This window comes from Nonomuraea pusilla (assembly GCF_900109355.1).
GTDB classification, from domain to species: domain Bacteria; phylum Actinomycetota; class Actinomycetes; order Streptosporangiales; family Streptosporangiaceae; genus Nonomuraea; species Nonomuraea pusilla.
Window position 1 is genome coordinate 63,108 of the sequence record NZ_FOBF01000015.1, and the last position, 21,926, is coordinate 85,033.

The 21,926-nt window shown below is 72.8% G+C and carries 22 protein-coding genes; 11 read left to right on the top strand and 11 right to left on the bottom strand.

Going from position 1 to position 21,926, the window contains the following annotated elements; translation table 11 throughout:
* Positions 1-9: 9 nt before the first annotated feature.
* Positions 10-1,413, bottom strand: coding sequence for an MFS transporter (locus BMX74_RS27665; protein WP_256257292.1), 1,404 nt, complete (start codon positions 1,411-1,413; stop codon positions 10-12).
* Between the two features lie 167 nt (positions 1,414-1,580).
* On the opposite strand from BMX74_RS27665, the gene BMX74_RS27670 reads away from it, so the two are divergent.
* Entirely contained in the window at positions 1,581-2,978 is a 1,398-nt protein-coding gene (locus BMX74_RS27670) for a purine-cytosine permease family protein (protein ID WP_055504879.1), read from the top strand.
* A 16-nt stretch (positions 2,979-2,994) separates the two neighbouring features.
* Here the strand turns inward: BMX74_RS27670 and BMX74_RS27675 are convergent, their stop codons facing one another.
* A complete protein-coding gene (locus tag BMX74_RS27675; RefSeq protein WP_055504878.1) occupies positions 2,995-4,803 on the bottom strand; it encodes an alkyl/aryl-sulfatase in 1,809 nt (602 codons plus the stop codon).
* A 152-nt stretch (positions 4,804-4,955) separates the two neighbouring features.
* On the opposite strand from BMX74_RS27675, the gene BMX74_RS27680 reads away from it, so the two are divergent.
* Positions 4,956-5,594, top strand: coding sequence for an HAD family hydrolase (locus BMX74_RS27680; protein ID WP_236714853.1), 639 nt, complete (start codon positions 4,956-4,958; stop codon positions 5,592-5,594).
* Between the two features lie 66 nt (positions 5,595-5,660).
* Positions 5,661-6,599, top strand: a complete 939-nt coding sequence (locus tag BMX74_RS27685; RefSeq protein WP_055504876.1) for a ribose-phosphate diphosphokinase — start codon at positions 5,661-5,663, stop codon at positions 6,597-6,599.
* Positions 6,600-6,621: 22 nt separating this feature from the next.
* On the opposite strand, the gene BMX74_RS27690 is transcribed toward BMX74_RS27685, so the two are convergent.
* Positions 6,622-7,437 carry an SDR family NAD(P)-dependent oxidoreductase gene (locus BMX74_RS27690; protein WP_055504875.1) on the bottom strand — a complete coding sequence of 272 codons (816 nt, stop codon included), beginning with the start codon at positions 7,435-7,437 and terminating at the stop codon, positions 6,622-6,624.
* A 114-nt stretch (positions 7,438-7,551) separates the two neighbouring features.
* On the opposite strand from BMX74_RS27690, the gene BMX74_RS27695 reads away from it, so the two are divergent.
* On the top strand, positions 7,552-8,280 hold the full coding sequence (locus BMX74_RS27695; protein WP_055505422.1) for a nucleotidyltransferase domain-containing protein: 729 nt from the start codon (positions 7,552-7,554) through the stop codon (positions 8,278-8,280).
* Between the two features lie 45 nt (positions 8,281-8,325).
* On the opposite strand, the gene BMX74_RS27700 is transcribed toward BMX74_RS27695, so the two are convergent.
* Positions 8,326-8,874, bottom strand: coding sequence for a helix-turn-helix domain-containing protein (locus BMX74_RS27700; protein ID WP_082535233.1), 549 nt, complete (start codon positions 8,872-8,874; stop codon positions 8,326-8,328).
* Between the two features lie 79 nt (positions 8,875-8,953).
* Between BMX74_RS27700 and BMX74_RS27705 the strand changes: the two genes are divergently transcribed.
* Genes BMX74_RS27705 through BMX74_RS27715 form a run of 3 tightly spaced genes read left to right on the top strand, consistent with a single transcriptional unit; the run spans position 8,954 to position 10,572 of the window.
* Positions 8,954-9,607 carry an FMN-dependent NADH-azoreductase gene (locus tag BMX74_RS27705; RefSeq protein ID WP_091103793.1) on the top strand — a complete coding sequence of 218 codons (654 nt, stop codon included), beginning with the start codon at positions 8,954-8,956 and terminating at the stop codon, positions 9,605-9,607.
* Positions 9,604-9,918: a DMT family transporter gene (locus BMX74_RS27710; protein ID WP_055504872.1), complete on the top strand. Its 315-nt coding sequence runs from the start codon at positions 9,604-9,606 to the stop codon at positions 9,916-9,918. Before BMX74_RS27705 ends, BMX74_RS27710 begins: the two co-directional genes overlap by 4 nt.
* Positions 9,919-9,936: 18 nt before the next feature.
* Entirely contained in the window at positions 9,937-10,572 is a 636-nt protein-coding gene (locus BMX74_RS27715) for a maleylpyruvate isomerase N-terminal domain-containing protein (protein WP_091103646.1), read from the top strand.
* 37 nt (positions 10,573-10,609) lie between these two features.
* Here the strand turns inward: BMX74_RS27715 and BMX74_RS27720 are convergent, their stop codons facing one another.
* Complete coding sequence (locus tag BMX74_RS27720) at positions 10,610-11,179, bottom strand: TetR/AcrR family transcriptional regulator (protein ID WP_091103648.1); 570 nt, start codon at positions 11,177-11,179, stop codon at positions 10,610-10,612.
* A 73-nt stretch (positions 11,180-11,252) separates the two neighbouring features.
* On the opposite strand from BMX74_RS27720, the gene BMX74_RS27725 reads away from it, so the two are divergent.
* Positions 11,253-12,431, top strand: coding sequence for an FAD-dependent monooxygenase (locus tag BMX74_RS27725; protein ID WP_055504869.1), 1,179 nt, complete (start codon positions 11,253-11,255; stop codon positions 12,429-12,431).
* Positions 12,432-12,435: 4 nt separating this feature from the next.
* On the opposite strand, the gene BMX74_RS27730 is transcribed toward BMX74_RS27725, so the two are convergent.
* Positions 12,436-13,602, bottom strand: a complete 1,167-nt coding sequence (locus BMX74_RS27730) for an alpha/beta hydrolase family protein (RefSeq protein ID WP_177227536.1) — start codon at positions 13,600-13,602, stop codon at positions 12,436-12,438.
* Between the two features lie 149 nt (positions 13,603-13,751).
* Between BMX74_RS27730 and BMX74_RS27735 the strand changes: the two genes are divergently transcribed.
* The gene (locus BMX74_RS27735; protein ID WP_055504867.1) at positions 13,752-14,933 is read left to right on the top strand and encodes a sensor histidine kinase; all 1,182 of its coding nucleotides are present in this window, start codon (positions 13,752-13,754) and stop codon (positions 14,931-14,933) included.
* Entirely contained in the window at positions 14,930-15,577 is a 648-nt protein-coding gene (locus tag BMX74_RS27740; RefSeq protein ID WP_055504866.1) for a response regulator, read from the top strand. The genes BMX74_RS27735 and BMX74_RS27740 overlap by 4 nt, the downstream gene beginning before the upstream one ends.
* 54 nt (positions 15,578-15,631) lie before the next feature.
* Here the strand turns inward: BMX74_RS27740 and BMX74_RS27745 are convergent, their stop codons facing one another.
* The 5 genes from BMX74_RS27745 to BMX74_RS27765 are packed head-to-tail and all read right to left on the bottom strand — an operon-like array spanning position 15,632 to position 21,390.
* Complete coding sequence (locus BMX74_RS27745) at positions 15,632-16,672, bottom strand: ABC transporter ATP-binding protein (RefSeq protein WP_091103651.1); 1,041 nt, start codon at positions 16,670-16,672, stop codon at positions 15,632-15,634.
* Positions 16,669-17,643 (bottom strand): ABC transporter ATP-binding protein, encoded by a 975-nt coding sequence (locus BMX74_RS27750; protein ID WP_055504865.1) that lies wholly within the window; start codon positions 17,641-17,643, stop codon positions 16,669-16,671. The genes BMX74_RS27745 and BMX74_RS27750 overlap by 4 nt, the downstream gene beginning before the upstream one ends.
* Positions 17,640-18,524, bottom strand: a complete 885-nt coding sequence (locus BMX74_RS27755; RefSeq protein ID WP_091103652.1) for an ABC transporter permease — start codon at positions 18,522-18,524, stop codon at positions 17,640-17,642. Before BMX74_RS27755 ends, BMX74_RS27750 begins: the two co-directional genes overlap by 4 nt.
* Entirely contained in the window at positions 18,521-19,582 is a 1,062-nt protein-coding gene (locus BMX74_RS27760) for an ABC transporter permease (RefSeq protein ID WP_091103653.1), read from the bottom strand. The genes BMX74_RS27755 and BMX74_RS27760 overlap by 4 nt, the downstream gene beginning before the upstream one ends.
* Complete coding sequence (locus BMX74_RS27765) at positions 19,579-21,390, bottom strand: ABC transporter substrate-binding protein (protein ID WP_055504863.1); 1,812 nt, start codon at positions 21,388-21,390, stop codon at positions 19,579-19,581. The genes BMX74_RS27760 and BMX74_RS27765 overlap by 4 nt, the downstream gene beginning before the upstream one ends.
* 147 nt (positions 21,391-21,537) lie before the next feature.
* On the opposite strand from BMX74_RS27765, the gene BMX74_RS27770 reads away from it, so the two are divergent.
* Entirely contained in the window at positions 21,538-21,903 is a 366-nt protein-coding gene (locus tag BMX74_RS27770) for a ribosomal maturation YjgA family protein (RefSeq protein ID WP_091103655.1), read from the top strand.
* Positions 21,904-21,926: the final 23 nt, after the last annotated feature.

Genomic DNA, 21,926 nt, shown 5'->3' on the forward strand with positions numbered 1-21,926 from the left:
GGCTCGCCCTCAGGCGGGTGGGTCGGCGCGGGAGCGGAGGAGGTCGTACGCGGCGGCGATCAGGGCGGCCAGCACGAAGCCGATCACCACGAGCAGCCCGTGCCGGAAGGCGTGCGCCCAGCCGCCGCCGAACGAGCCGAAGAAGACCGAGCCGGCCGCGGCGATGCCGATGGCTGAGCCGAGCCGCTGCCCGGTCTGGAGCACCCCGCCGGCGCTGCCTCCGCCCGCCGGGGGCACCTCCGAGAGCGTGATCGCCTGGTTCGGGGAGATCACCAGGCCGCTGCCGATCCCGGCGACGAGCAGCGGCAGCGCGGTGGCCGCACCGACGCCGTGGCCGGGCACGAGGGTGGTGGCGCCGATGGTCGCGGCCAGCCCGGCGATGACGGCGGCCAGCCCGACGGCGACGAGCCGCCGTCCGGCCCGCCAGACGAGCCGGCCGCCCGCGACGGAGGCCACGGCCGAGCCGAGCGCGAACGGGGTGATCGACAACCCGGCCAGCAGCGGGCTGTAGCCCTCGCCGCTCTGCAGGTACAGCGTGAAGATGAAGAAGATCCCGGTGAATCCGGCGAAGTAGAACAGCGCGATGGCCGACCCGAGGCTGTAGGAGCGCTTGCGGAACAGCGCGAGGTCCACGACGGGCTCGCGCCGGTAGCTCCGCTCCCACAGGACGAAGCCGCCCAGCACGGCGAACGCGGCGGGGACGAGCAGCCATTTGGCGTTGCCCGGCCACTGGTGCTGCTGGATGAACGGCAGCAGCAGCGCGGCCACGCCCACGCCGAGCAGGAGCACACCCACCGGGTCGACGCTCTCCCTGCGTCCGGCCTCCTGCTGCTGCGCGGGCAGGAACCTGCGGGCGAGCGGCAGCAGCGCGATCCCGATGGGGACGTTCACGAGGAACACCCAGCGCCAGCCCTGCGCGGGGCCGAACGCGGTGACGAGCGCGCCGCCGATCAGCGGCCCCGCCGCGGTGGACAGCCCGATGGTGGCGCCGAGCGCGCCGAACGCGCGGCCCCGTTCGCGGCCCTGGAACATCTGCTGGATGAGCCCGGAGACCTGCGGGATGACCAGGCCGGCGGCCAGGCCCTGGAGCAGCCGCGACACCACGAGCACGCCCATGGTGGGCGCCATGCCGCAGGCGGCGCTGGCGGCGGTGAACAGGGCGACGCCCCAGACGAAGACGGTGCGCCGGCTGCGCGCGTCGCCGATCCTGCCGGCCGGGACGAGCAGCAGGCCGAACGTCAGGGCGTAGCCGGAGAGCGTCCACTGCAGGCCGTCGGCGCCGGCGTGCAGGCCGGCGCGGATGGACGGCAGCGCGACGTTGACGATGCTGACGTCGAGTCCGGACATGAACGCCGCCGCCAGGCACACGGCGAGCGCGCGCCTGCGCGTGTCGACTCCCGACGTCTGGATCACGGGGCACCTCTCCGCGGCCGCCGTGGTCTGGCCGGCGAATGCGGCCGCCGTGGTCTGGCCGGCGAGGGCGGCCGCGGGTGGGTCTCGCCGGCGGGGGCGGCCATGACGGAAAAGCTTCCCCCGACCCCCTCTCCAGAACCTACAGAAACGGGTGTAACGTCCCGATCATGGACACAACGGGCGTCGAGCGGAACGGCATCAACGCCGTCCCGCAGGCCGAGCGGCACGGCAAGCCGGCGGATCTCTTCTGGCCCTGGGCGGGCTCCAACCTGTCGCTCTTCGGGGTGGCCTTCGGCGTCTACATCGTCGGGCTCGGCCTGGGCGTCGTCCCCGCGATCGCCGCGGGCGCGCTGGGCTACCTGCTGTCGTTCGCGCTGGTGGGGCTGGTCGCGATCGGCGGCTCGCGCTCGGGCGTGCCGACGATGACGCTGGGCCGCGCGCCGTTCGGCCACCAGGGCAACAAGCTGCCCGCGGCGCTGTCGTACGTCTCGAACGTCGGCTGGGAGATCGTGCTCGTCACGCTCTCCGCGCAGGGCGGCGCGGCGATCCTCGCGCGGGTCGCGCCCGGCGTCCCGCGCACCACGGCCACCGCGGTCTGCTTCGCCGTCGCCGCGCTCGTCACGATCGTGGTCGGCGTGTACGGCCACGGCCTGATCATGCGCGTGCAGCGCTACCTGACGTACGCGTTCGTGGCGCTGACCGTGATCTACATGGTCCTGATGCTGCCGAAGCTCGGCACCTCGCTGGAGACGACGGCGGGTTGGGGCGGCTGGCTGGGCGCCGTCATCTTCGCCATGACCCTGCTCGGCCTGGGCTGGGTGAACTGCGGCGCCGACTACTCCCGCTACCTGCCCGCCGACTCCCCGCCCAGGTCGGTGGCCCTGTGGACGACGCTGGGCGGCGCGCTGCCCCCGATGGCGCTGCTGGTGTTCGGCGTGCTGCTCGCGGGCGGCGACGCCAAGCTGGCCGGGGACGCGGCGGCCGACCCGGTGGGCGCGCTCGCGACCGCGCTGCCGACCTGGTTCCTGCTGCCGTACCTGCTGACCGCGATCGGCGGGTTCCTGGCCGGGGCGATCATGGACATCTACTCGTCAGGGCTGTCGATGCTGGCGCTGGGCGTGCCGGTCAGGCGGCACTACGCGGTGCTGATCGACGGCCTGCTGATGGTGCTCGGCGGCTACTACCTGCTGTTCGTCTCCGACAGCTTCTTCGGCACCTTCCAGGCGTTCCTGGCGGTGATCGGCGTCGTCATGGCCGCCTGGGTGGCGATCTTCCTGGTGGACATGTGGCGGCTGCGCGCGGGCGGCGGCGCCTACGACGAGAGGCTGCTGCGGCCCGGCGCCCCGGCGCTGAACGCGGCCGGGCTGGTCTCGCTGGTCGTGGCGTCCGTCGTCGGGCTCGGGCTGATCACCTCGGCCGACGAGAACATCGCCGGGTTCGTCGGCTTCCTCATGAGCGACGAGCTGAAGGCGAGCACGTTCGGCGCGGCCAACATCGGCGTGGTGATCGCGCTGGTGCTGGCCGGGGCGCTCTACTTCGGGCTCACCCTGCGCAGGCGGCGCTGACACCCTCCTGGCGGGGTCACGGCGTCACCACCGCGAAGCCGTTCAGCGGCGGGTCGAGCACCGCGACCAGCCGTTTCAGCGCCGTCGTGTCGCCCTCGCGCTCGACCCCCTCGACGTTCCTGCCCGCCAGCAGGCCCACGAGCTGGGCCTTGGTCAGCTTCAGCGTGAGGTCGGCGGGCTCGTCCGGCGGGGTGGCCTGGTGGATCAGCGCGCCGTTGGAGAGCGTGGTGCGGTGCCGCTCCCCCAGGTCCGGCAGGTACCAGTCGACGGACAGCCGTTCGCGCCACGCCCGCGGGCCGTTCACCCTGCTCGCGATCAGGTCGAAGACCTGCTCGACGCTCATCGCGGCGAGCACCTCGGTCGGCACCGCGTACGGCGCCGCCGGGGCTATGCCCTCCACCAGTTCCTTCGCGCCGGTGAGGTAGCAGTCGCGCCAGGCGCCGCTCTCCACGGCGTGGCCGAGCCGGGTGTAGACCTCGGCGAGCAGGTCGCGGGCTTCCTTGTTGCCCTCGTCGGCGAAGACCGCCTGGTTGAGCAGCTGGGCGGCGAAGCGCAGGTCGCCCGCCTCGGCGTAGCGCCTGGCGTGGGCGACGACGGCGGCGCCGCCTCCGAGGCACTCGACGTACCTGGTGGCGCTCTCCCTCGGCGGGTGCTCCCACAGGTGCGCGGGGTTGCCGTCGTACCAGCCGAGGTAGCGCTGGTAGACGGCCTTGACGGTGTGGACGGCCGTGCCGTGGAGGCCGCGCGTGCACGCGGCGCGCTCCAGCTCGGGCGGCAGCGGCAGCGCCTCGGCGATCTCGGTGCCGGTGAGCCCGCTGTTCATCAGGCGCAGCGTCTGGTCGTGCAGGTAGGCGTACAGGTCGCGGTGGGCCGACAGCAGCGCGACGATGCGGTCGCGGCCCCAGGTGGGCCAGTGGTGGGAGGCGAGCGCCACGTCGGAGCGGCCGGCGAAGAGCGCGGCGGCCTCGTCGAGGTGGCGGGACCAGGCGCGGGCGTCGCCGACGGGCGCGCCGCGCGGTCCGAGGACGTCGTGCAGGGCGCGGGTGGCGTTGTCGGCCAGGAACAGCGCGGACCGGCCGGGCAGGTGGAGGTTCATCCCGGTGGGCGCCGCGGTGCCGGGCGTGAGCTGGAAGACGATCCTGACCCCGTCGATCGTCTCCTCCTGGCCGGTACGGTCGACGGCCACGGTGGGCGGGATGAGCGAGACCGTGCCGGTGGAGAGCGCGAGGCCGAGGCCGGTGCCGATCTGGCCGGAGGGGTCGCGGTCGAGGGCGGTGCCGTTCGCGTAGACGGACCTGCGGGCCGTGGCGGGGCCGGCGTGGACGTGCTCGGCGATGACGTGCTCCAGGAAGCCGGCCGGGGCCACGATCGGCACGCCGCCGCCGGTGACGCCGCGTACGCCGCCGAAGTGGTCGACGTGGGAGTGGGTGTGGACGACGCCGGTGACGGGGCGGGGGCCGCGGTGCGCACGGTAGAGGCCGAGCGCGGCGCGCGCGCACTCGGTCGAGCCCAGCGGGTCGATCACGACGACGCCCTCGTCGCCCTCGACCAGGGTCATGTTGGCCAGGTCGAGGCCGCGGACCTGGTAGACGCCCTCCGTGACCTCGTACAGGCCCTGGCGGGAGCAGAGCCGGGCGTGGCGCCAGAGGCCGGGATGGGCGGTGGGCGGGCACTCCTGCCGGAGGAAGGCGTAGGAGTCGGCGTCCCAGATGACGCGGCCGTCGGCGGTCGTGACGACGCCGGGGGTGAGCGCGGCGACGAAGCCCCGCTCGGCGTCGGCGACGGTGTCGGCGTCGCCCTGGTCGTGAAGTGGAAGGTTCCGCATGCCCGCTCTCCTTCCCGGACATTAAGCGTGAAAAGCCCAACAAACCACAGGAACAGCATGAATCTCGGGCAATACGGACGTGGGGTGGTTTCTCCCTCGTATCGGGGCATGTGATTGGCTGGACCCCCGGACCTCACCAGGAAGTGATGCCCATGGAAGCCTGCGTGTTCGACCTCGACGGCGTGCTCGTCGACTCCGAGCCGGTCTGGGAGGAGGTGCGGCGGGAGTTCGTCGCCGAGCACGGCGGTACTTGGCAACCCGACACGCAGTCCAGGCTCATGGGCATGAGCACCCCCGAGTGGGCCGCGTACCTGCACGAACTGGGCGTCGCGATGCCGGCCGACCAGATCGCGCGGGCCGTGATCGAGGAGATGGCCGACCGCTACCGGCTGGAGATGCCCCTCATGCCCGGCGCCCGCGAGACCGTGCGGCGGCTCGCCGCCCACTACACGCTCGGGCTCGCCAGCTCGTCGCCGCACGCGCTCATCGACGTCGTCCTGGACGAGTCGGGACTGCGCGAGTACTTCGTCACCACCGTCTCCACCGAGGAGGTGGGCCGCGGCAAGCCCGCCCCCGACGGGTACCTGGAGGCGGCCCGCCGCCTGGAGATCTACCCCAAGGACTGCGTGGCGATCGAGGACTCCAGCAACGGCCTGCGCTCCGCGTACGCCGCCGGGATGCGGGTGATCGCGGTGCCCCACCCGCGCTACCCGCCCGCGCCCGACGCGCTCGCCCTCGCCTGGCGCGTCCTGCCCGGCCTCGACGCCCTCACCCCCGACCTCCTGGCCTGAGCCGCACCACGCCCACCACCCCCTGCCAAGGTGGTGGCCGGGGCGGCCGGGCTATGCTCTGGGAAAGTGCGAGACATCACCGTTTTCAGCGGCAGCGCCCATCCTGAGCTGGCCGAGGAGATCTGCGCCCACCTCGGCACGCCGCTCCACCCGGTCAGGATCGACCGGTTCGCGAACGACGTGATCCAGGTCCAGCTCCAGGCCAACTGCCGCGAGCGCGACGTCTTCCTCATCCAGCCGCTCATCCCGCCGACGCAGGAGCACCTGGTCGAGCTGCTGCTCATGCTCGACGCCGCGCGAGGGGCGTCCGCCGCCAGGATCACCGTCGTGATGCCGCACTACGCCTACGCCAGGAGCGACAAGAAGGACGCCCCCCGCATCTCGATCGGCGGGAGACTCGTGGCCGACCTGCTCGTGGCCGCCGGCGCGAGCAGGGTGCTCACCATGACGCTGCACTCGCCGCAGGTGCACGGCTTCTTCAGCGTCCCCGTCGACCACCTGCACGCGCTGCGCGAGCTGGCCGCGCACTTCCGCAGGTACGACCTGTCGAACACGGTCGTCGTCTCGCCCGACCTCGGCGGCGCCAAGGAGGCCGCCCACTTCGCCCGGATGCTCGGCACCGACGTCGCGATGGGCGCCAAGCAGCGCTTCAGCGACGACCGCGTGGTGATCTCCTCGATCATCGGCGACGTCTCCGGCAAGGACGTCATCGTCATCGACGACGAGATCGCCAAGGGCAGCACCGTCATCGAGCTGCTCCAGCGGCTGCGCGAGCGGGGCGCGCGGACCGTCCGGGTGGCCTGTACGCACGGCCTGTTCTCCGGCGGGGCCGTGGAGCGGCTGAGCGCCGTCCCCGAGGTCGAGGAGATCGTCTGCACCAACACCGTGCCGCCGCCCAAGCCGAGCGACAAGCTCACCGTCCTGTCGATCGCCCCCGCCCTGGCCGACGCCATGCGACGCATCCACGACGGCGAGTCGGTGAGCTCCCTGTTCGACACCGTGTAGGCGTGGAGGCGGACGCCCGCCGTCAGTGCAGCCTGACGCGCTGGCCCGTCACGCACCTGGCCTGCTCCGAGGCGAGGAACGTGATCAGGTCGGCGACGTCCTCGGGCCGGCCGACGTGCCGCAGCGGGCTGTTCGCCACGACCGCGCGCTCCACCTCCTGGTTCACCCAGCCGGTGTCGGTGGCGGCCGGGTAGACCATGTTGGCGGTGACGCCGTACTGGCCCAGCTCGTACGCGGCCGACATGGTGTAGTTCTCCTGGGCGGCCTTGGCCGCGCCGTACGAGACCTCGGTGGGGAAGCCGTCGGGGCCGCCCGAGGTGAGGCCGATGATGCGGCCCCAGCGCGCGCCGCGCTCGATGTGCCGCCTGGCGAACTCGGCGATCAGCAGCGCGGCGGCGCGGGCGTCCACGGCGAACTGCCGGTCGAACGTCTCGGCGTCCAGCCGCCTGAGCGGGCGGCCGAAGTGATCGTGGTGGCTCGGCGAGAACGTGTCGCTGAGCCAGCCGCTCGCGTTGTTCACGAGGATCTCCACCGGCCCGAGCGCCTGCTCCGCCTGGTCGAACAGGTCCTCGGGGGCGCCTGGGGCGGTCAGGTCGGCCTCGGCGGCCACGGCGGTGCCGCCCGCCTCGCGGACGCGCCGCAGCACCTCGTCGGCGCCCGCGCCCCTGGCCCGGTCGTACGCCTCGGGGTAGGCGCGGTGGTTGACGGCTTCGAGCCGCTTGTAGGTGAGGAAGACGGCTACGCCCTGGGCCGCGAGGGCGACGGCCGTGGCCGCGCCGATGCCGTGGTTGGCGCCGGTGACCAGCGCGACCCTCCCCCGAAGCTGCGTGTCGATCATAAGAGCCATCATGCACGCGACAACAGAACTCCGCTCGGTCGTTTTCCGAGCAGGCCGCCGGGGAGTGATCGACGCGACTTCCCCTGAAGGCGCGCGTGGATCATAGTGACCATCATGCACGCGGCGACCGAACTCCTTCTCAGCCGGTTCCTCGACGGACTGAAGCCGGCGGTCCCCCTGGTGGCGCTGTGGGCGCACGGCTCGCTCGCGCTGGGCGACTACCGTCCGGGTCGCAGCGACCTGGACCTGATCGCCGTGCTGGAGACGCCCGTCACGATGGACCAGTGGCGGCGGCTCAAACGCCTGCACCGGTCGCTCGACCCGCCGCTGGCGGAGCGGCTGCACTGCTCGTACCTGGCGAGGGAGGAGCTGGCCGGGCTCGGCGCCGAGCACGTGACGTGGGCGCACGAGCGGCTCTTCCGCCGCCCGGTCACCGCCGTGACCCGCCGCGAGCTGCACCTGGGCGGGCTGGAGCTGTACGGGCCGCCGCCCGCCGCCCTGCTGCCGCCGGTGACGGACGACGAGCTGGCCGCGTTCGTCCGCTCGGACCTGCGGGACTTCTGGCTGGCCCACACGCGCGCCCGCAGGTACTGGCTGCGGGAGATCTGGGTGGACCTCGGCATGGTGACGGTGGCCAGGGCCGCGGTGACGCTGCGGGACGGCCGCCTGATCACCAAGCGGGAGGCGCTGGACGTGCTGCCCGAGCTGGACGCGCCCGAGGTCGTCGTGGCCGACGTGCGGGCCCGCAGGTACGGGGAGGAGCCGCCGAGGCTGAGCAGGTTCCGCAGGGGCACGCTGACGCGCACGTTCATCAGGTCGGCCATCAGGAAGATCCTGACCTGATCCGAGCCCACCGGCGGGCCGGGACGGCCCTGATCCACTCCGGCGTCAGGCCAGCAGGGCGGCGAGGCGGGTCAGGGCCGCCGTGATCCGCTCCGGGGTCAGGCCCAGGGCCTCGCGCTGCCGGCCGTACACGTCGGGGGCGAGCGGCGCGAGCAGCGGCTCGACCAGGGCGTCGGGATCGGGCGCCCCGGCCGCGACGATCAGGGCGCGTACGTGCGCCCGCCAGAACCCGTACGCGCCGGTCTCGAACCTGGAGCGGCCCACCTCCGTGCCCAGCACCAGGTGGCGGTGGTCCTCCAGCAGCTCCACCATGGCCGCGTAGAAGGCGGCGAGGCGCGCGGCGGGCGGCGCGCCGGGCCCGAGCGGCGGGTCGCCGCGCAGCAGCCGCTCCTGCAGCGCCCGCTCGTGCTCGTCGAGCAGCGCCACCGCGATGGAGGCCCGGTCGGGGTAGCGGCGGTAGAGCGTGCCCCGGCCGACGCCCGCGGCCTTGGCGATGTCGTCCATGGTGACGTCCTGCGGAGGGCGTTCGGCGAACAGCCGGGACGCCGCCTCCAGGATCCTCGCGCGGTTGCGTGCCGCGTCGGCTCTCTCCATGCCGCCCATTGTAGGTGGACACGATGTCCGGTTACGCTTAAGCGGACATCGTGTCCACCTATTGCCCATGGAGACGACCATGCTGCTGCACCTGGACGCCAGCGCCCGGCGGGCCTCCTTCTCCCGCAGGCTCTCAGCCCTGTACGCCGAGACCTGGCGGGCCGCCCACCCCGGCGCCGCCTACGTCCACCGCGACCTCGCCGCCGACCCCGTCCCCCACATCGGTGAAGCCTGGACCGAGCTGTGCGACCACGTCATGGCCCACCAGATCACCGACATCTCCCGCTACGAGGAGGCGGCGCGCACGCCCGCCCGGCGGGCCGCCTGGGAGATCGTCAAGCCGCTGCTCGACGAGGTGGTGGCGGCCGACGTCGTGCTGATCGGCACGCCGATGTACAACTACTCGATCCCGTCGTCGCTCAAGGCGTGGATCGACCAGATCACCTTCCCTCGCATGTCGCTCGCCGGCCGCTCGTTCGTGGTGACCGGCGCCCGAGGCGGCGCGTACGGCCCCGGCACCCCGCGCGAGGCCATCGACCACCAGGAGCGCTACCTGCGCGACTTCTTCAAGGGGCACTTCGGGGTGGAGGACGTCACGTTCGTCCACGCCGAGCTGGTCAACGCCCGCATCGACCCGGCGCTCGCGCACCTGCGGGAGCGGCACGAGGAGTCGCTGGCCACGGCCCTGGACGACGTGGTGCGGGTGGCGGCGGCGCAGGAGGTGGCGCGGTGAGCTGGGCGGTCCTGATCCTGGCCGGGCTCGTGGAGGTGGCCTGGTCGCAGAGCATCAAGCCGACGCAGAACTTCACCAGGCCCGTGCCCACGCTGGTCTGCCTCGCCCTCATGGCGGCGGCGGTCTGGCTGCTGTCGCAGGCGATGAACACCCTGCCGGTCGGCACCGCGTACGCGGTGTTCACCGGCATCGGGGCGGTGGGGGCGATCGGGCTCGGCATCGTGCTGCACGGCGACCCCGTCTCCGTGGGCAGGGCGGCGGCGCTCACGCTGATAGTCGGAGGGATAGTCTTGGCGCGAATTACCACCTGAAGTCGGAAAGGTCGGCACATGGGGGAGATCAGGGAGTCCTATCTGGTGGCGGCGCGGTCCGCGGTGGCCCTGCTGGGCGACCCGGCCGTGGCGGCCGCCTGGGAGAAGCCGAGCGCCCTGACCGAGTTCAGCGTCGGGGGACTCGCCGTGCACCTCGCCCACCAGATCGTCAGGGTGGCCGACGCGCTGGCGGCCGAGGGCGCGCGGGAACCCGTCCCGCTGCTCGACCACTACTCGCGCTCCCCCTGGGTGCAGGCGGGGCTCGACCACGAGAGCAACGTCAGCGTACGCAGGGGCGGCGAGGCCGCCGCCGCGAGCGGCCCCGACGCCCTGCTGGATCGCACCCGCGCCCTGCTCGACGAGCTCGCGCGGGCGCTGCCCGCCGAGCCCGAGGACCGCGTCGTGCACCTGCCCTGGACGGGCTGGTCGCTGCGGCTCGACGACTTCCTGCTCACCCGGGTGATGGAGCTCGTCGTCCACTCCGACGACCTGGCGTCGAGCGTGGGCGTGGAGACCCCGGCGCTGCCGCCTTCCGTGGTCGACCCGGTGGTGGAGCTGCTCGCCAGGCTCGCCGTGCACCGCCACGGCGCCACCGCCGTGATCAGGGCGCTGAGCAGGACCGAACGCGCCCCCGCCACCATCAGCGCCTTCTAGCCCGCCCCCCGAGGCGGTCAACGTCATTCAGTGCCGTCTAGTGCTCCGCCGCCGCGCGTAGGGCCGCGGCCACCTCGCGGCCCGTCAGCGCGCTGTCCGGGTCGAGGAGCCACTGGGACAGGAACCCGGTCAGCACCGCCTGGTAGAACGCGCCCGTGAGCCTGGCCCGTTCGGGGTCGGCCTCCGGATCGACGCCGGCGAACAGCTCGGCCAGGCCCAGCCGCGCCTCCTGGACGCCCCGTACGAGCTGCTCGCGCACCTCGGGCAGGTGGTCGATCTGCCCGAGCAGCTCGAACTGGGTGAGCCACAGCGGCCTCAGCCGCGTGAACGACTCGATCACGCGGTCCCAGGCCGCCTCGAACCGCTCCAGCGGCGTCGCCGCCGGATCGACGTCGGCGGCCAGCGTGGCCCCCAGGTCGTCGCCCCACTCCCGCATCGCCTCGAAGAGCACCTCGTTCATCAGCGCCTCCTTCGACTTGAAGTGGTAGCCGATGGCCGCGAGGCTCACGCCCGACGCGTTGACGATGTCGCGCGCCGTCGTGCGCGAGTAGCCCTTCTCCATCAGGCAGCGCTTGGCTCCGGCCAGCAGGTCTTCGCGGTTTCCCATGCCCAGACATTAGCACGAGCGTCTGAGATTTCCGTACTAGACAAGCGTCTTAGACGTCTGTACCGTTCCGGGCATGACGAAGAGCATCCTCATCTCCGGCGCCGGCGTCGCCGGCGCCGCCCTCGCGTACTGGCTGCGCCGCCACGGCTTCACCCCGACCGTCGTCGAGCGCGCGCCCGCCCTCCGCACCGGCGGCTACAAGGTGGACATCCGGGGAGCCGCGCTCCAGGTGATCGAGCGCATGGGGCTCATGGACGCCGTCCGCGCGAGGAGCACGGACATGCGCGTCGTCCGGCACTACGACGCCCGGGGCAGGCAGGTCGCGACCATGGACGCGGCGCTGTTCGGCGGGCGGCAGGGCGACGACGTCGAGATCATGCGGGGCGACCTGAACGAGCTGCTCTACGACCTGACCCGCGACGAGGTCGAGTACGTCTTCGGCGACTCCGTCACCGGCATCGCCGACGACGGCACCGTCACCTTCGAGCGCTCCGCCCCGCGCCGCTTCGACCTGGTCGTCGGCGCCGACGGCGCGCACTCCACCGTGCGGGCGATCGCCTTCGGCGAGGAATCGGCGTACGCCCGCCACCTCGGTCACCACGTCGCGATCTGCTCGGTGCCCGACCTGCTCGGCCTGGACCGCGAGGAGGCCGTGCACGCCGCGCCAGGACGCACCGCGAACGTCTACCGCACCAAGGGCGACGCGGGGGCCAAGGCGCTGTTCATGTGGAGATCACCCGCGCTGTCGTACGACCACCGCGACCTCCCCCGGCAGAAGGAGCTGCTGGCCGAGGCCATGGCGGGGATGGGCTGGCAGGTGCCCGCGCTGCTCGCCGCGGCGCGCGACGCCGACGACCTCTACTTCGACGCGCTCACCCAGATCCACATGGACCGCTGGTCGAAGGGGCGGGCGGTGCTCGTCGGCGACGCCGCCCACTGCGCCTCCCCCGCCTCGGGCCAGGGCACCAGCCTGGCGCTCGTCGGCGCGTACGTGCTGGCGGGCGAGCTGGCCTCCGGCGGCGGCGTCGAGGGCTACGAGCGCGTGATGCGGCCGTTCGCTGAGGCGAACCAGGCGCTCGCCCCCTCCAACCTCAAGGGCATGGTCATCGCCTCCCGGCTCGCCCTGTGGTTCCAGCTCAGGATGATCCGGCTGCTCCCCCACCTGCCGGGACGCGACAGGATCGTCGAGCGCGTCGCGGGCGCCATCCACCGGGCCGCCACCGCCGTCGACCTCAAGGACTACCCCGCCTGACCCCTCAGCCGTGCGTCTCGACCTCGGGAAACGCCGGCTCCGGCGTGCGCCCGCCCCGCAGGTGCCGGTCGAGGAAGGCCGCGAGGTGCGCGCGGGTGACGCGCAGCGCCCGCTCGCCGTCGAGCTCCTGCGCCGGCAGGCCGAGCTGCGGACGCAGCACCGCGTGGTCCACGAACGCCGCGTGGTCGGCGCCCGCCACCGTGATCCACCGCCTCGGCCCGGTCAGGCCGGGCCACGACGTGCGCCACGAGGCGTCCGTGCCGCCGGGCGCATGCGTCTCCGGGGCTCCCACCAGCATGAACGGCCGCGCGAGCGGCCCGGAAGGCAGCGGGATGATCGTGCCGTCGAGGTTGACCCCCGCCTTGATCCTGGAGTCGGCCCGCATCGCGTGGAGCGCCGTGTTGCCGCCCATCGAATGTCCTGCCATCGCGATCCTGTCGCCGTCGACGGCCGCGCCCCAGCGTCCCCTGGTCAGCTCGTCCAGGACGAACCGCACGTCGGCCACCCTGCTCTCGGCCACCTTCGCGCCGTCCTGGCCGCGCACGCAGGCCAGGCATGAGGTCGTGCGGCCGTCGGGGAACGTGGTGGCGACCGACTCGTACGTGTGCTCCACCGCCGCCACCAGGTAGCCCCTGGAGGCCAGGTCCTCGGCCAGGGAGGTCAGGGTGGCGCGGGGGAAGCTGAAGCCGGGCGACATGAGGACGAGGGGCAGCCCGCCCCTGGGGGACCGTACGGGGGCGTCGAGCCAGGCGTGGGTCCTGGTCCCGGTGAGCGTGCCGGGAGGGAGGTCCTTCCCTCCGGGCGCGGACGCCAGGATCGCGGCGGACTCCTGCGGGGTCACGTAAGGGGCGCGCCTGCCCGTCGCCTTCGCCGCCGGGTACCAGAGCGACACCATGAGCTCGCGCCTGGCCGCGTCGCGGTTCCAGGGGTCGCGCCGCGCCGGGTCGACGAGGTGCAGCCGCGCCGTCCCCACCAGCGCCTTCCCGGTGGGAGCGGGCAGCGCGGGCCGCAGGGGGGCCTCGACGGCGGAGTCGGGCGTCCCCGGCCCCGACGCGAGGGCCGAGGCCGGAGGGGTCAGGTGGACGGCGGCCGCGAGCGCGGTCAGCACCAGGGCGACGCTCTTCGTCACGGCCTTCGTGTTCGTGGGGGTCTTCGTCAGGGTCTTCGTCATGGGGTTCCGCAGGATGGTCTTCCGCGTGGTCGGTGACATGGCGACCACCCTCGCCGCGTCGCGGCTCCCGCAGTGAGCGGCGAACGTCTACCGGGAGTTACGACTTTCGTCGTAAAGCACCACAGACGTCCGCCCATACGCTTCTGACCATGGCGTTCGGACTTCTCGGCGTGGCGGTCGCCGTCCTGTCGCTTGCCGTGCTCACCGGGCAGGCCGGGCTGCAGGCGGACCTGCCGTTGCCCGCTCGGCTCCTGGTCGCGGCCGTCGCGGGGCTGGCCGCCGCCAGGGCGGGCCGGTCGTGGTGGCCGCTCGCCGCCGTCGGCGCCGCCGCGTACGTGTGGCTGCTGCTCTGGCCGCCGCTGCTGGCCGCCTCGTACGTCGCGGGCACGCGGCTGCGCAGGGGCAGGGACGTCGCCGCGTACGTGGCGGGCGGCGTGGCCGCGTACCTGCTGGCGGCGCTCGTGGGCGGGTGGCGCGGCGGCCTGCACGCCGTGATGTCCGGCCTGCCGGGCAACGGCGCGCTGCTCGCGCTGGCCGTGATCGTCCTGCCGCTGGCGCTCGGCCTGTGGGTACGGGCCAGGCGCGAGGTGCGCGAGGCGGCCGGGGAGCGGGCCGCGCAGCTGGAACGCGAGCAGGTCATGCGGGCTGAGCGGGCCAGGGCCGCCGAGCGGGCGCGGATCGCCAGGGAGATGCACGACGTCGTCGCGCACCGGGTGTCGCTGATCGTCCTGCACGCGGGGGCGCTGGAGCTGCGCGCCGCCGACGAGGAGACGGCCGGGGCCGCCGCGCTGATCGGCGAGATCGGCAGGGAGGCCCTGGCGGAGCTGCGCGGGGTGCTGGGCGTGCTGCGTGAGCCAGGCGGGACGCCCGCGCTGCGGCCGCCGCCCACGCTGGGCGACCTGGACGCCCTCCTGGACCGCACCCGCGCGCTCGGCGTCGAGGTGAGCAGGCGCGACGAGGGCGAGCCCAGGGCGATCGGGCGGGCGGCCGAGCGCACCGCGTACCGCGTGGTGCAGGAGGCTCTGACGAACGTGCACAAGCACGCCGGTGGCGCGGGCGCGGAGGTGCTCGTCCGCTACCTGCCGGACGAACTGCGCGTGGAGGTGCGCAACCAGCCACCGAAGGCCGACCGGAGGGAGACCTCGCCGGAGGAGGGACCGCCGCTCGACGACGGCGGAGGCGCGGTGGGGGCGCGGGAGCGGGCCGAGCTGCCCGGTGGCGGGTGGGGGCTCGTGGGGCTGCGGGAGCGGGTCGAGCTGCTGGGCGGCACGCTGCGCACGAGCCGGCAGGACGGCGGCGGCTTCCTCGTCAGCGCGAGGATCCCGGCGTGATCAGGGTCCTGGTCGCCGACGACGAGGCGCTGGTCCGCTCGGGCCTGCGGATGATCCTGGAGGCCGCGGGCGGCATCGCGGTCGTCGGCGAGGCGCGCGACGGCCGCGAGGCCGTCTCGGCCGCCGCCCGGCTGCGGCCCGACGTGGTGCTCATGGACGTCCGCATGCCGGGCGCCGACGGCCTGGCCGCCGCCGCCGCGATCCTGGCCGCGACCGAGCCGCCGAAGGTCGTCATGCTCACGACGTTCGACCTGGACGAGTACGTCCACGAGGCGCTGCGCCTCGGCGTGGTCGGTTTCCTGCTGAAGGACACGCCGCCGAGGGAGCTGGCCGCCGCCGTCCGCACGGTCGCGGACGGCCAGGCCATGCTGTCGCCGTCGGTGACGCGGCGGCTGCTCCTGTCGTACGCGGACCGGCCGCCCTCCCGGGCGGAGGCGGCGCGCAGGCAGCTCGCCGCCCTGACGGGGCGCGAGGAGGACGTCGTCAGGGCGGTCGCCCGCGGCCTGTCCAACGCCGAGATCGGCCGCGAGCTGCGCCTGTCGGAGGCCACGGTGAAGGCGCACGTCAGCCGGGTGCTGGCCAAGCTGGGCCTGGCCAACAGGGTGCAGGCGGCCATCCTGGTGCACGACGCCGACCTCGGCTGACGCCCCGCCGCCCCCAGCCGGCCGCAGCCGCCCCGGGCCGGGCGCGGTGGGGCGTCAGGCTCCGGCGCCCTCCGGGGCCGGCTCGACGGCGCGCGCCCAGTGGCAGGCGACGTGCGCCTCCGGGGTGGCGGGCAGGACGTCGAGCAGCTCCGACCTGCAGCGGGCGTCCACGCCGGCCTCCGCGGCGCGGCCCGAGGCCAGCACCTGGCAGCGCGCGTGGAAGCGGCAGCCGCCGGGGATGCGGGTCGGGTCGGGCGGCTCGCCGGTCAGCACCACGCGTTCCGGCGACTCGGGCAGCACCGACATGAGCGCCTGCGTGTACGGGTGCCGCGGCGCGGTCAGCACCTGCTCGACGGGCCCGGACTCGACGATCCTGCCGAGGTACATGACCGCGACCCGGTCGGCGATGTTCCAGGCGAGTCCGAGGTCGTGGGTGACGACCAGCGCGGACAGCCCGAGGTCCTGCCTGAGCTTGAGCATCAGGGCGAGGATCTCGCCGCGTACGGACGCGTCGAGCGAGGCCACGGGTTCGTCGGCGATCAGCACCTTGGGGTTCAGCGCGAGCGCTCCGGCGATCACGACGCGCTGGCGCTGCCCGCCGGACAGCTCGTGCGGGTAGCGCAGGAAGAATCGCTCGGGCGGGCGCAGCCCGGCCCTGGCGAGCGCTTCCGCGACGATCTCCCGCTCGCCGGCCAGGCCGTGGATGCGGGGGCCTTCCGCGACGGCCTCGTACACGGTGTGCCTGGGGTTGAGCGAGCCGGTCGGGTCCTGCAGGACGAGCTGCACCTCCCTGCGGTACGCCTTCAGCGCCTTCGAGCCGTGGTCGAGGACGGCGCCGTCGTACCTGACCTCGCCGGAGGTGGGCCGTTCGAGGCCGAGCAGGGTGCGGGCGAGCGTCGTCTTGCCGCAGCCGGACTCGCCGACCAGGGCCACGATCTCGCCCTCGCCGACGGCGAGGTTCACGCCGTCCACGGCGCGGGCGCGGCGCCCGCGCGAGGGGAACTCGACGCGCAGGTCGCGCGCCTCCAGCAGGGCGCGGCGGGTGGCCGGCGCCGTGGCGGCCGCGGTGTCGGCGGCCGGCTGCGTCTCGGTCACGGGGTCTCCTCCTTCGCCCTGACGTGTACGCAGGCGGCGGCTCTGCGCTCGCCAGCGGGCCACAGCTCGACGTCGAGCGACGAGCACTCGTCCAGCGCCACCGGGCAGCGCGGGTGGAACGAGCAGCCGGTCGGCAGCGCCATCGGGTCGGGCGGGTCGCCGCCGAGACCCTTGGGCGCCATGCGCGAGACCGGGTCGCCGACCGTGGGGAACGCGGCGGCCAGCGCGCTGCTGTAGGGGTGCCTGGCGTCGCGGAACACCTCGTGGGAGGGTCCGTGCTCGACGACGCGTCCGGCGTACATGACGGCGAGCCGGTCGCACACGTCGGCGAGCACCGACAGGTCGTGGGAGATCATGATCAGGGAGATGCCGCGCTCGGCGACGAGGTCCTTGATCAGGGCCAGGACCTGGGCCTGCACCATCACGTCGAGCGCCGTGGTGGGCTCGTCGGCGACGATGAGGCGGGGCGAGCAGGCGAGCGCCATGGCGATCATGACGCGCTGGCGCTGGCCGCCCGACAGCTCGTGCGGGTAGCTACGCGCGCGCCAGGCCGGCAGCCCGACCTGTTCGAGCAGTTCCGCCACCCGCTTGCGGGCGCCGTCTGGCTTGGCCAGGTCGTGCACGAGCAGCGGTTCGGCGATCTGCTCGCCGATCCTGCGCACCGGGTTGAGCCCGTGCTGCGCGCCCTGGAAGACGATCGACGCCTCGGCCCAGCGCACCGCGCGCAGCCGCCCCCACTTCATGGCGAGGACGTCCTCGCCGTCGAGCAGGATCCTGCCGCCGACGCGGGCGTCCCTGGGCAGGAGCCGCAGCAGCGCCATGGCGAGCGTGGACTTGCCCGACCCCGACTCGCCGGCGACCCCCAGCGCGGCGCCGGCGTCGAGCGACAGCGACACGCCGCGCACGGCCGGCACGTCGCCGGAGGCGATGCGGTAGGTGATGGAGACGTCGTCGAGTTCGAGCAGGCTCATGCGCCCGCCTTCCTGAGCCGCGGGTTGAGCACGGCCTCCAGCGCCCGCCCCGCCACGGTGAACGCCATGACGACGGCGAGGATGCACAGGCCGGGGATGAGGATGTACCACCAGGCGCCCTCGGTGGCGGCGCCGTAGTCGTACGAGCCGCGCAGCATCGTCCCCCAGGAGGTCTTGTTGGCGCTGGCGCCGAGGAAGGCCAGCGTGGACTCCGTGACGATGGCGCTGGCCACCTCCAGCGTGGTGCTGGCGAGCAGCAGCGGCGCGACGTTCGGCAGGACGTGCCTGGTGGTGATGTGCCAGTGTCCGCCGCCGAGCGCCTTGGACCGCTCGATGTACGGCCTGGCCTCGACCGACAGCGTCTGCGCCCGGATGAGCCTGGCGGTGGACGGCCAGGTGGTGACGCCGATCGCCACGATGATGGTGAACGTGCTGCCGCCCAGGATGGCGGCCAGCACCAGCGCCGTCACCAGCGAGGGCAGCACGAGGAACCAGTCGGTGACACGCATGAGCGCGGCGCCGGCCCAGCCTCGGAAGTGCCCGGCGGCGATGCCGACGACCATGCCGATCACGATGCTGAGCAGCGCGGCGAGGAACCCGATGAGCAGCGACGTGCGAGAGCCCCACCAGGCCATGAGCAGGATCGACCGGCCCGACTCGTCGGTGCCGAACGGCTCGTCGAGGCTGGGCGGCGCCCAGCGGGCGCCGGTGCCGGTCACCACGCTGGTCACGTTCTCGTCGATGAACAGCGGCGCGATCAGCGCCAGCACCACCGCGACGGCCAGCACCACGAGCCCTGCCATGCCGGCGCGCTGGCGGCGGAAGTCGGACCAGAAGCGGCCGAGCGCGAGCTTCCTGCGGTCCCAGGCGACGCTCGTCATGCCGACCTCACCCTCGGGTCGAGCCAGTGGTACACCACGTCGGCCAGCGTGTTCATGATGATCACCGACACGGTGATCAGCATGAACGTGCCCTGCATGAGCGTGAAGTCAGGCACCCTGACCGCCTCGTAGAAGAGCTGCCCGAGGCCGGGCCAGCTGTAGATCGTCTCGACGGTGACCGCGCCGCCCACCACGAAGCCGATGCGCATGAAGACCAGCGTCACCGTGGGCAGCAGCGCGTTCGGCACCGCGTGGCGGCGGCGCACCTCGTCGTCGCGCAGGCCCTTGGCGCGGGCGGTGGTCACGTAGTCCTGCCCGACCTCCTCCAGCAGCGACGAACGCATGACCAGCAGGTACTGCGCGTAGACGACCGCGACGAGGGTCAGGCACGGCAGCACCATGTGCATGCCGACGTCGAGGAGGTACGCGAAGCCGTCGGGGGCGTCCACGCTCTCGATGCCGCGGGTCGGGAACAGGCCGGGGATCGGCCCGATGCCGACGCCGAACACCATGAGCAGGAGCAGGCCGAGCCAGAATGTCGGCACCGACCACAGCACGAGCGACAGGCCGGTGGAGAACCGGTCGAACCGGCTGCCGCGCCGCCAGCCGGCCCGCGTGCCCTGCCAGATGCCGAGGCTGACGGCGATGATCAGGCCGGTGCCCGCGAGCAGCAAGGTCGGGCCGAACCGCTCGCCGATCAGGTCGAGCACCGGCCGCTTGTACTCGTACGAGGTGCCGAGGTCGAGCCGCAGCGTGGCGCCGACGAAGTCGACGAACTGGTCGATCAGCGGCTTGTCCAGGCCCAGCCGGTGCCGTTCCAGGTCGAGCTGCGCGGGCGTCATGTTGCGGCCCTGCGCCAGGTTGCGTACGGGATCGCCGGGCAGCAACCGGAAGACGAAGAACGTGCCAACGATCACCATGGCGATGCTGAACAGCGCCCCGCCGGCCTTCGACAGCGCGTAACGCAGCGTGCCGTGGCCGGAGGGGCGCTCCTCGTCGCGCCCGGCGGGGCCCGCCGCCTGGACGGCGGGCTCCGCTGCGTCGAGCGGTGCTGTCATTCGCGCTCGTCCGCGGCGCCCTTGCGCCGCCTGGTCAGGAAGAAGGCGGCCAGACCCACGACCACCACGCCGCCGACCACTCCGGCGATGAGGCCGGTGTTGGAGCCGCCGTCGCCGCCGGAGCCGCCGGCGGAGGAGGCCACGACGTCCACGGTGTAGAACGGCCAGTAGCCGCTGCCGCCGTACAGCAGGCCCTTGTCCTCGGGGATCGGGGTGATGCTGGTGATCCGGTCCTTGCGGTAGCCCTCCAGGTCGTTGGTGTAGTAGAGGGCGATGACGGGGGCGTCGGTGTAGAGCTGCTCCTGCATCTTCTTGATGAGCTCGGCGCGCTTGGGCCGGTCGAGCTCCTTGAGCTGCTCCTGGTAGAGCTTCTCGTAGGTCTCGTTGCAGTAGAACGACTCGGTGCCGCCGCCCTCGCCGGCCGCGTTCGGCCTGCGGCTGCACAGGTGCGTGGCGAGCACCTCCTCGGGGTCGGGGTTGACCGACCAGCCGCTGATCGCGATGTCGAACAGCGCGGTGACGCCCGTCTCCTCGGTGAACTTGCTGGAGTCGAGCTTCTTGGTGGTCAGCGTGACGCCGATCTCCTTGAAGAAGCCGGTCAGGTACTCGGCGAGCTTGTCCTCGATCGGGGTGTCGGTGTGGATGCTGAAGCGGAACTCCAGCTTGCGCTTGCCGTCGGGCGTCGTGCGGACGCCGTCGGAGCCCTTCTTGTAGCCGGCGTCGTCGAGGATCTGGTTGGCCTTGGCGGGGTCGTAGCCGACCTTCTCGTCGCCGGTGGCCTCCCAGAAGAAGTCCTTGAACATCGGCGGGATGATCGAGCCGTCGGCGGGCTTGGCCAGGCCGTTCTGCACCTCGGCGACGATCTTCTGCTTGTCGATGGCGTAGTGGAGCGCCTGGCGGACCTTCGGGTCCTTCAGCGCGGGGTGGCCGTCGCCGATCGGCTTGTCGTCACTGGTGGTGGCGCCGTGGTTGATCTGCAGGTACGCGGCGCGGCGGCCCTGGGTGTTCCAGGCGACGATGTTCGGGTCGTTCTGGATCGACTGGAACTCCGGCGGGTTGAGCCGGCCGATCAGGTCGATGTCGCCCTTCTTCAGACCGGCGATGGCGGCCTGCGGGTTGTCGTAGAAGATGACCTGCAGCTCGTCGATCTTCGGCTTGCCCCGCCAGTAGTTCGGGTTGGCCTGCAGCTTGACGTACTGGTCCTTCTTGTGCTCGACCGCGATGTACGGGCCGCTGCTGACGGTCGGGTACTTCTCGGCGTCGTAGTTGGCCATGTCGGTCACGCTCTCCCAGACATGCTTCGGCATGATCGGGATCGGGTTGTCGAGCATGGACGCCTGCGGGGACTTGAGCTTGATCGTCAGGTCCTGGCCGGAGGCGGTGACGCTCTCGAAGTTCTCCACGACGGGGCCGTTGGCGGTCTTGGCCGCCTCGTCCGTCATGATCTTGTTGAAGGTCCAGGCGGCGTCGTCGGCCGTGACGGGCTGCCCGTCGGACCACTTCGCGCTACGGATCTTGAAGGTCCACGTGAGCCCGTCGGGCGAGGTGGTCCAGGACTCCGCCAGGTCGGGGCTCGGCTGCAGCGTCTTCACGTCGGGGACCGTGAGGAAGCCGTACATCCAGCGGTGGATCTGGGTCGAGACGACCCGGACCGCCAGGAACGGGTTCATGGAGTCCACCGCCTGGGTGGCGCCGACCCGGAGGACCTTCTTCCCCGCCGCCGGTTCCTGCGCCAGGGCCGCTGGAGCCTGACCCGCGACTAAGACTGCTATGCCCAGCGCAGCCAGGCGCGCGAACCATTTCCTCATATGTGCCTCACCTTCAGGCGGGGGGTTCCTGTGTAGAAGAAGGCACACCATAGGGAGTCGGCATGTCAACGAGGTGCGGAAAATTGTTTCATCTTCGTTTCTTTGGGCGGTGTAAATTTTCAGTACCCTTGGCGCTAGCGTGATCCGGTGCCCCGCCTGCCCGTCGCGCTCGCCGCCGCCCTCACCGTGGCGCTCGGCCTCGCCGTCCGCGTCGCCTTCGACGGCCCGTTCGCCAAGTACGCGGGCGACGCGCTCTACACGGTACTGATCTACGCGTTGATCCTCCTCGCCAGGCCCGCCACCCGCCCCTGGGTCACGGCGCTCGCGGCGACGGCCCTGAGCTGGGCCATCGAGTTCGCCCAGCTCGGCGACATCCCCGCGGTGCTGCGGCCGGTGCTCGGCAGCACCTTCAACCCGCCCGACCTGTTCTGGTACGCCGCCGGCGCCGCCGCCGCGGCGGCCGTCCACGCGCTCGCGCGGCCCGGCAGGCTTACCCCCGCCAGGCCCGGATAGGGGGAGGGAACACCGACTCCGAA

Excerpts from the sequence above, each read along its gene's own strand:
- BMX74_RS27670 (WP_055504879.1), top strand. The coding sequence starts at position 1,581 with ATGGACACAACGGGCGTCGAGCGGAACGGCATCAACGCCGTCCCGCAG.
- BMX74_RS27675 (WP_055504878.1), bottom strand. The coding sequence starts at position 4,803 with ATGCGGAACCTTCCACTTCACGACCAGGGCGACGCCGACACCGTCGCC.
- BMX74_RS27680 (WP_236714853.1), top strand. The coding sequence starts at position 4,956 with ATGGAAGCCTGCGTGTTCGACCTCGACGGCGTGCTCGTCGACTCCGAG.
- BMX74_RS27690 (WP_055504875.1), bottom strand. The coding sequence starts at position 7,437 with ATGATCGACACGCAGCTTCGGGGGAGGGTCGCGCTGGTCACCGGCGCC.
- BMX74_RS27695 (WP_055505422.1), top strand. The coding sequence starts at position 7,552 with ATGCACGCGGCGACCGAACTCCTTCTCAGCCGGTTCCTCGACGGACTG.
- BMX74_RS27700 (WP_082535233.1), bottom strand. The coding sequence starts at position 8,874 with ATGGAGAGAGCCGACGCGGCACGCAACCGCGCGAGGATCCTGGAGGCG.
- BMX74_RS27705 (WP_091103793.1), top strand. The coding sequence starts at position 8,954 with ATGCTGCTGCACCTGGACGCCAGCGCCCGGCGGGCCTCCTTCTCCCGC.
- BMX74_RS27715 (WP_091103646.1), top strand. The coding sequence starts at position 9,937 with ATGGGGGAGATCAGGGAGTCCTATCTGGTGGCGGCGCGGTCCGCGGTG.
- BMX74_RS27720 (WP_091103648.1), bottom strand. The coding sequence starts at position 11,179 with ATGGGAAACCGCGAAGACCTGCTGGCCGGAGCCAAGCGCTGCCTGATG.
- BMX74_RS27725 (WP_055504869.1), top strand. The coding sequence starts at position 11,253 with ATGACGAAGAGCATCCTCATCTCCGGCGCCGGCGTCGCCGGCGCCGCC.
- BMX74_RS27730 (WP_177227536.1), bottom strand. The coding sequence starts at position 13,602 with ATGACGAAGACCCTGACGAAGACCCCCACGAACACGAAGGCCGTGACG.
- BMX74_RS27735 (WP_055504867.1), top strand. The coding sequence starts at position 13,752 with ATGGCGTTCGGACTTCTCGGCGTGGCGGTCGCCGTCCTGTCGCTTGCC.
- BMX74_RS27750 (WP_055504865.1), bottom strand. The coding sequence starts at position 17,643 with ATGAGCCTGCTCGAACTCGACGACGTCTCCATCACCTACCGCATCGCC.
- BMX74_RS27755 (WP_091103652.1), bottom strand. The coding sequence starts at position 18,524 with ATGACGAGCGTCGCCTGGGACCGCAGGAAGCTCGCGCTCGGCCGCTTC.
- BMX74_RS27760 (WP_091103653.1), bottom strand. The coding sequence starts at position 19,582 with ATGACAGCACCGCTCGACGCAGCGGAGCCCGCCGTCCAGGCGGCGGGC.
- BMX74_RS27765 (WP_055504863.1), bottom strand. The coding sequence starts at position 21,390 with ATGAGGAAATGGTTCGCGCGCCTGGCTGCGCTGGGCATAGCAGTCTTA.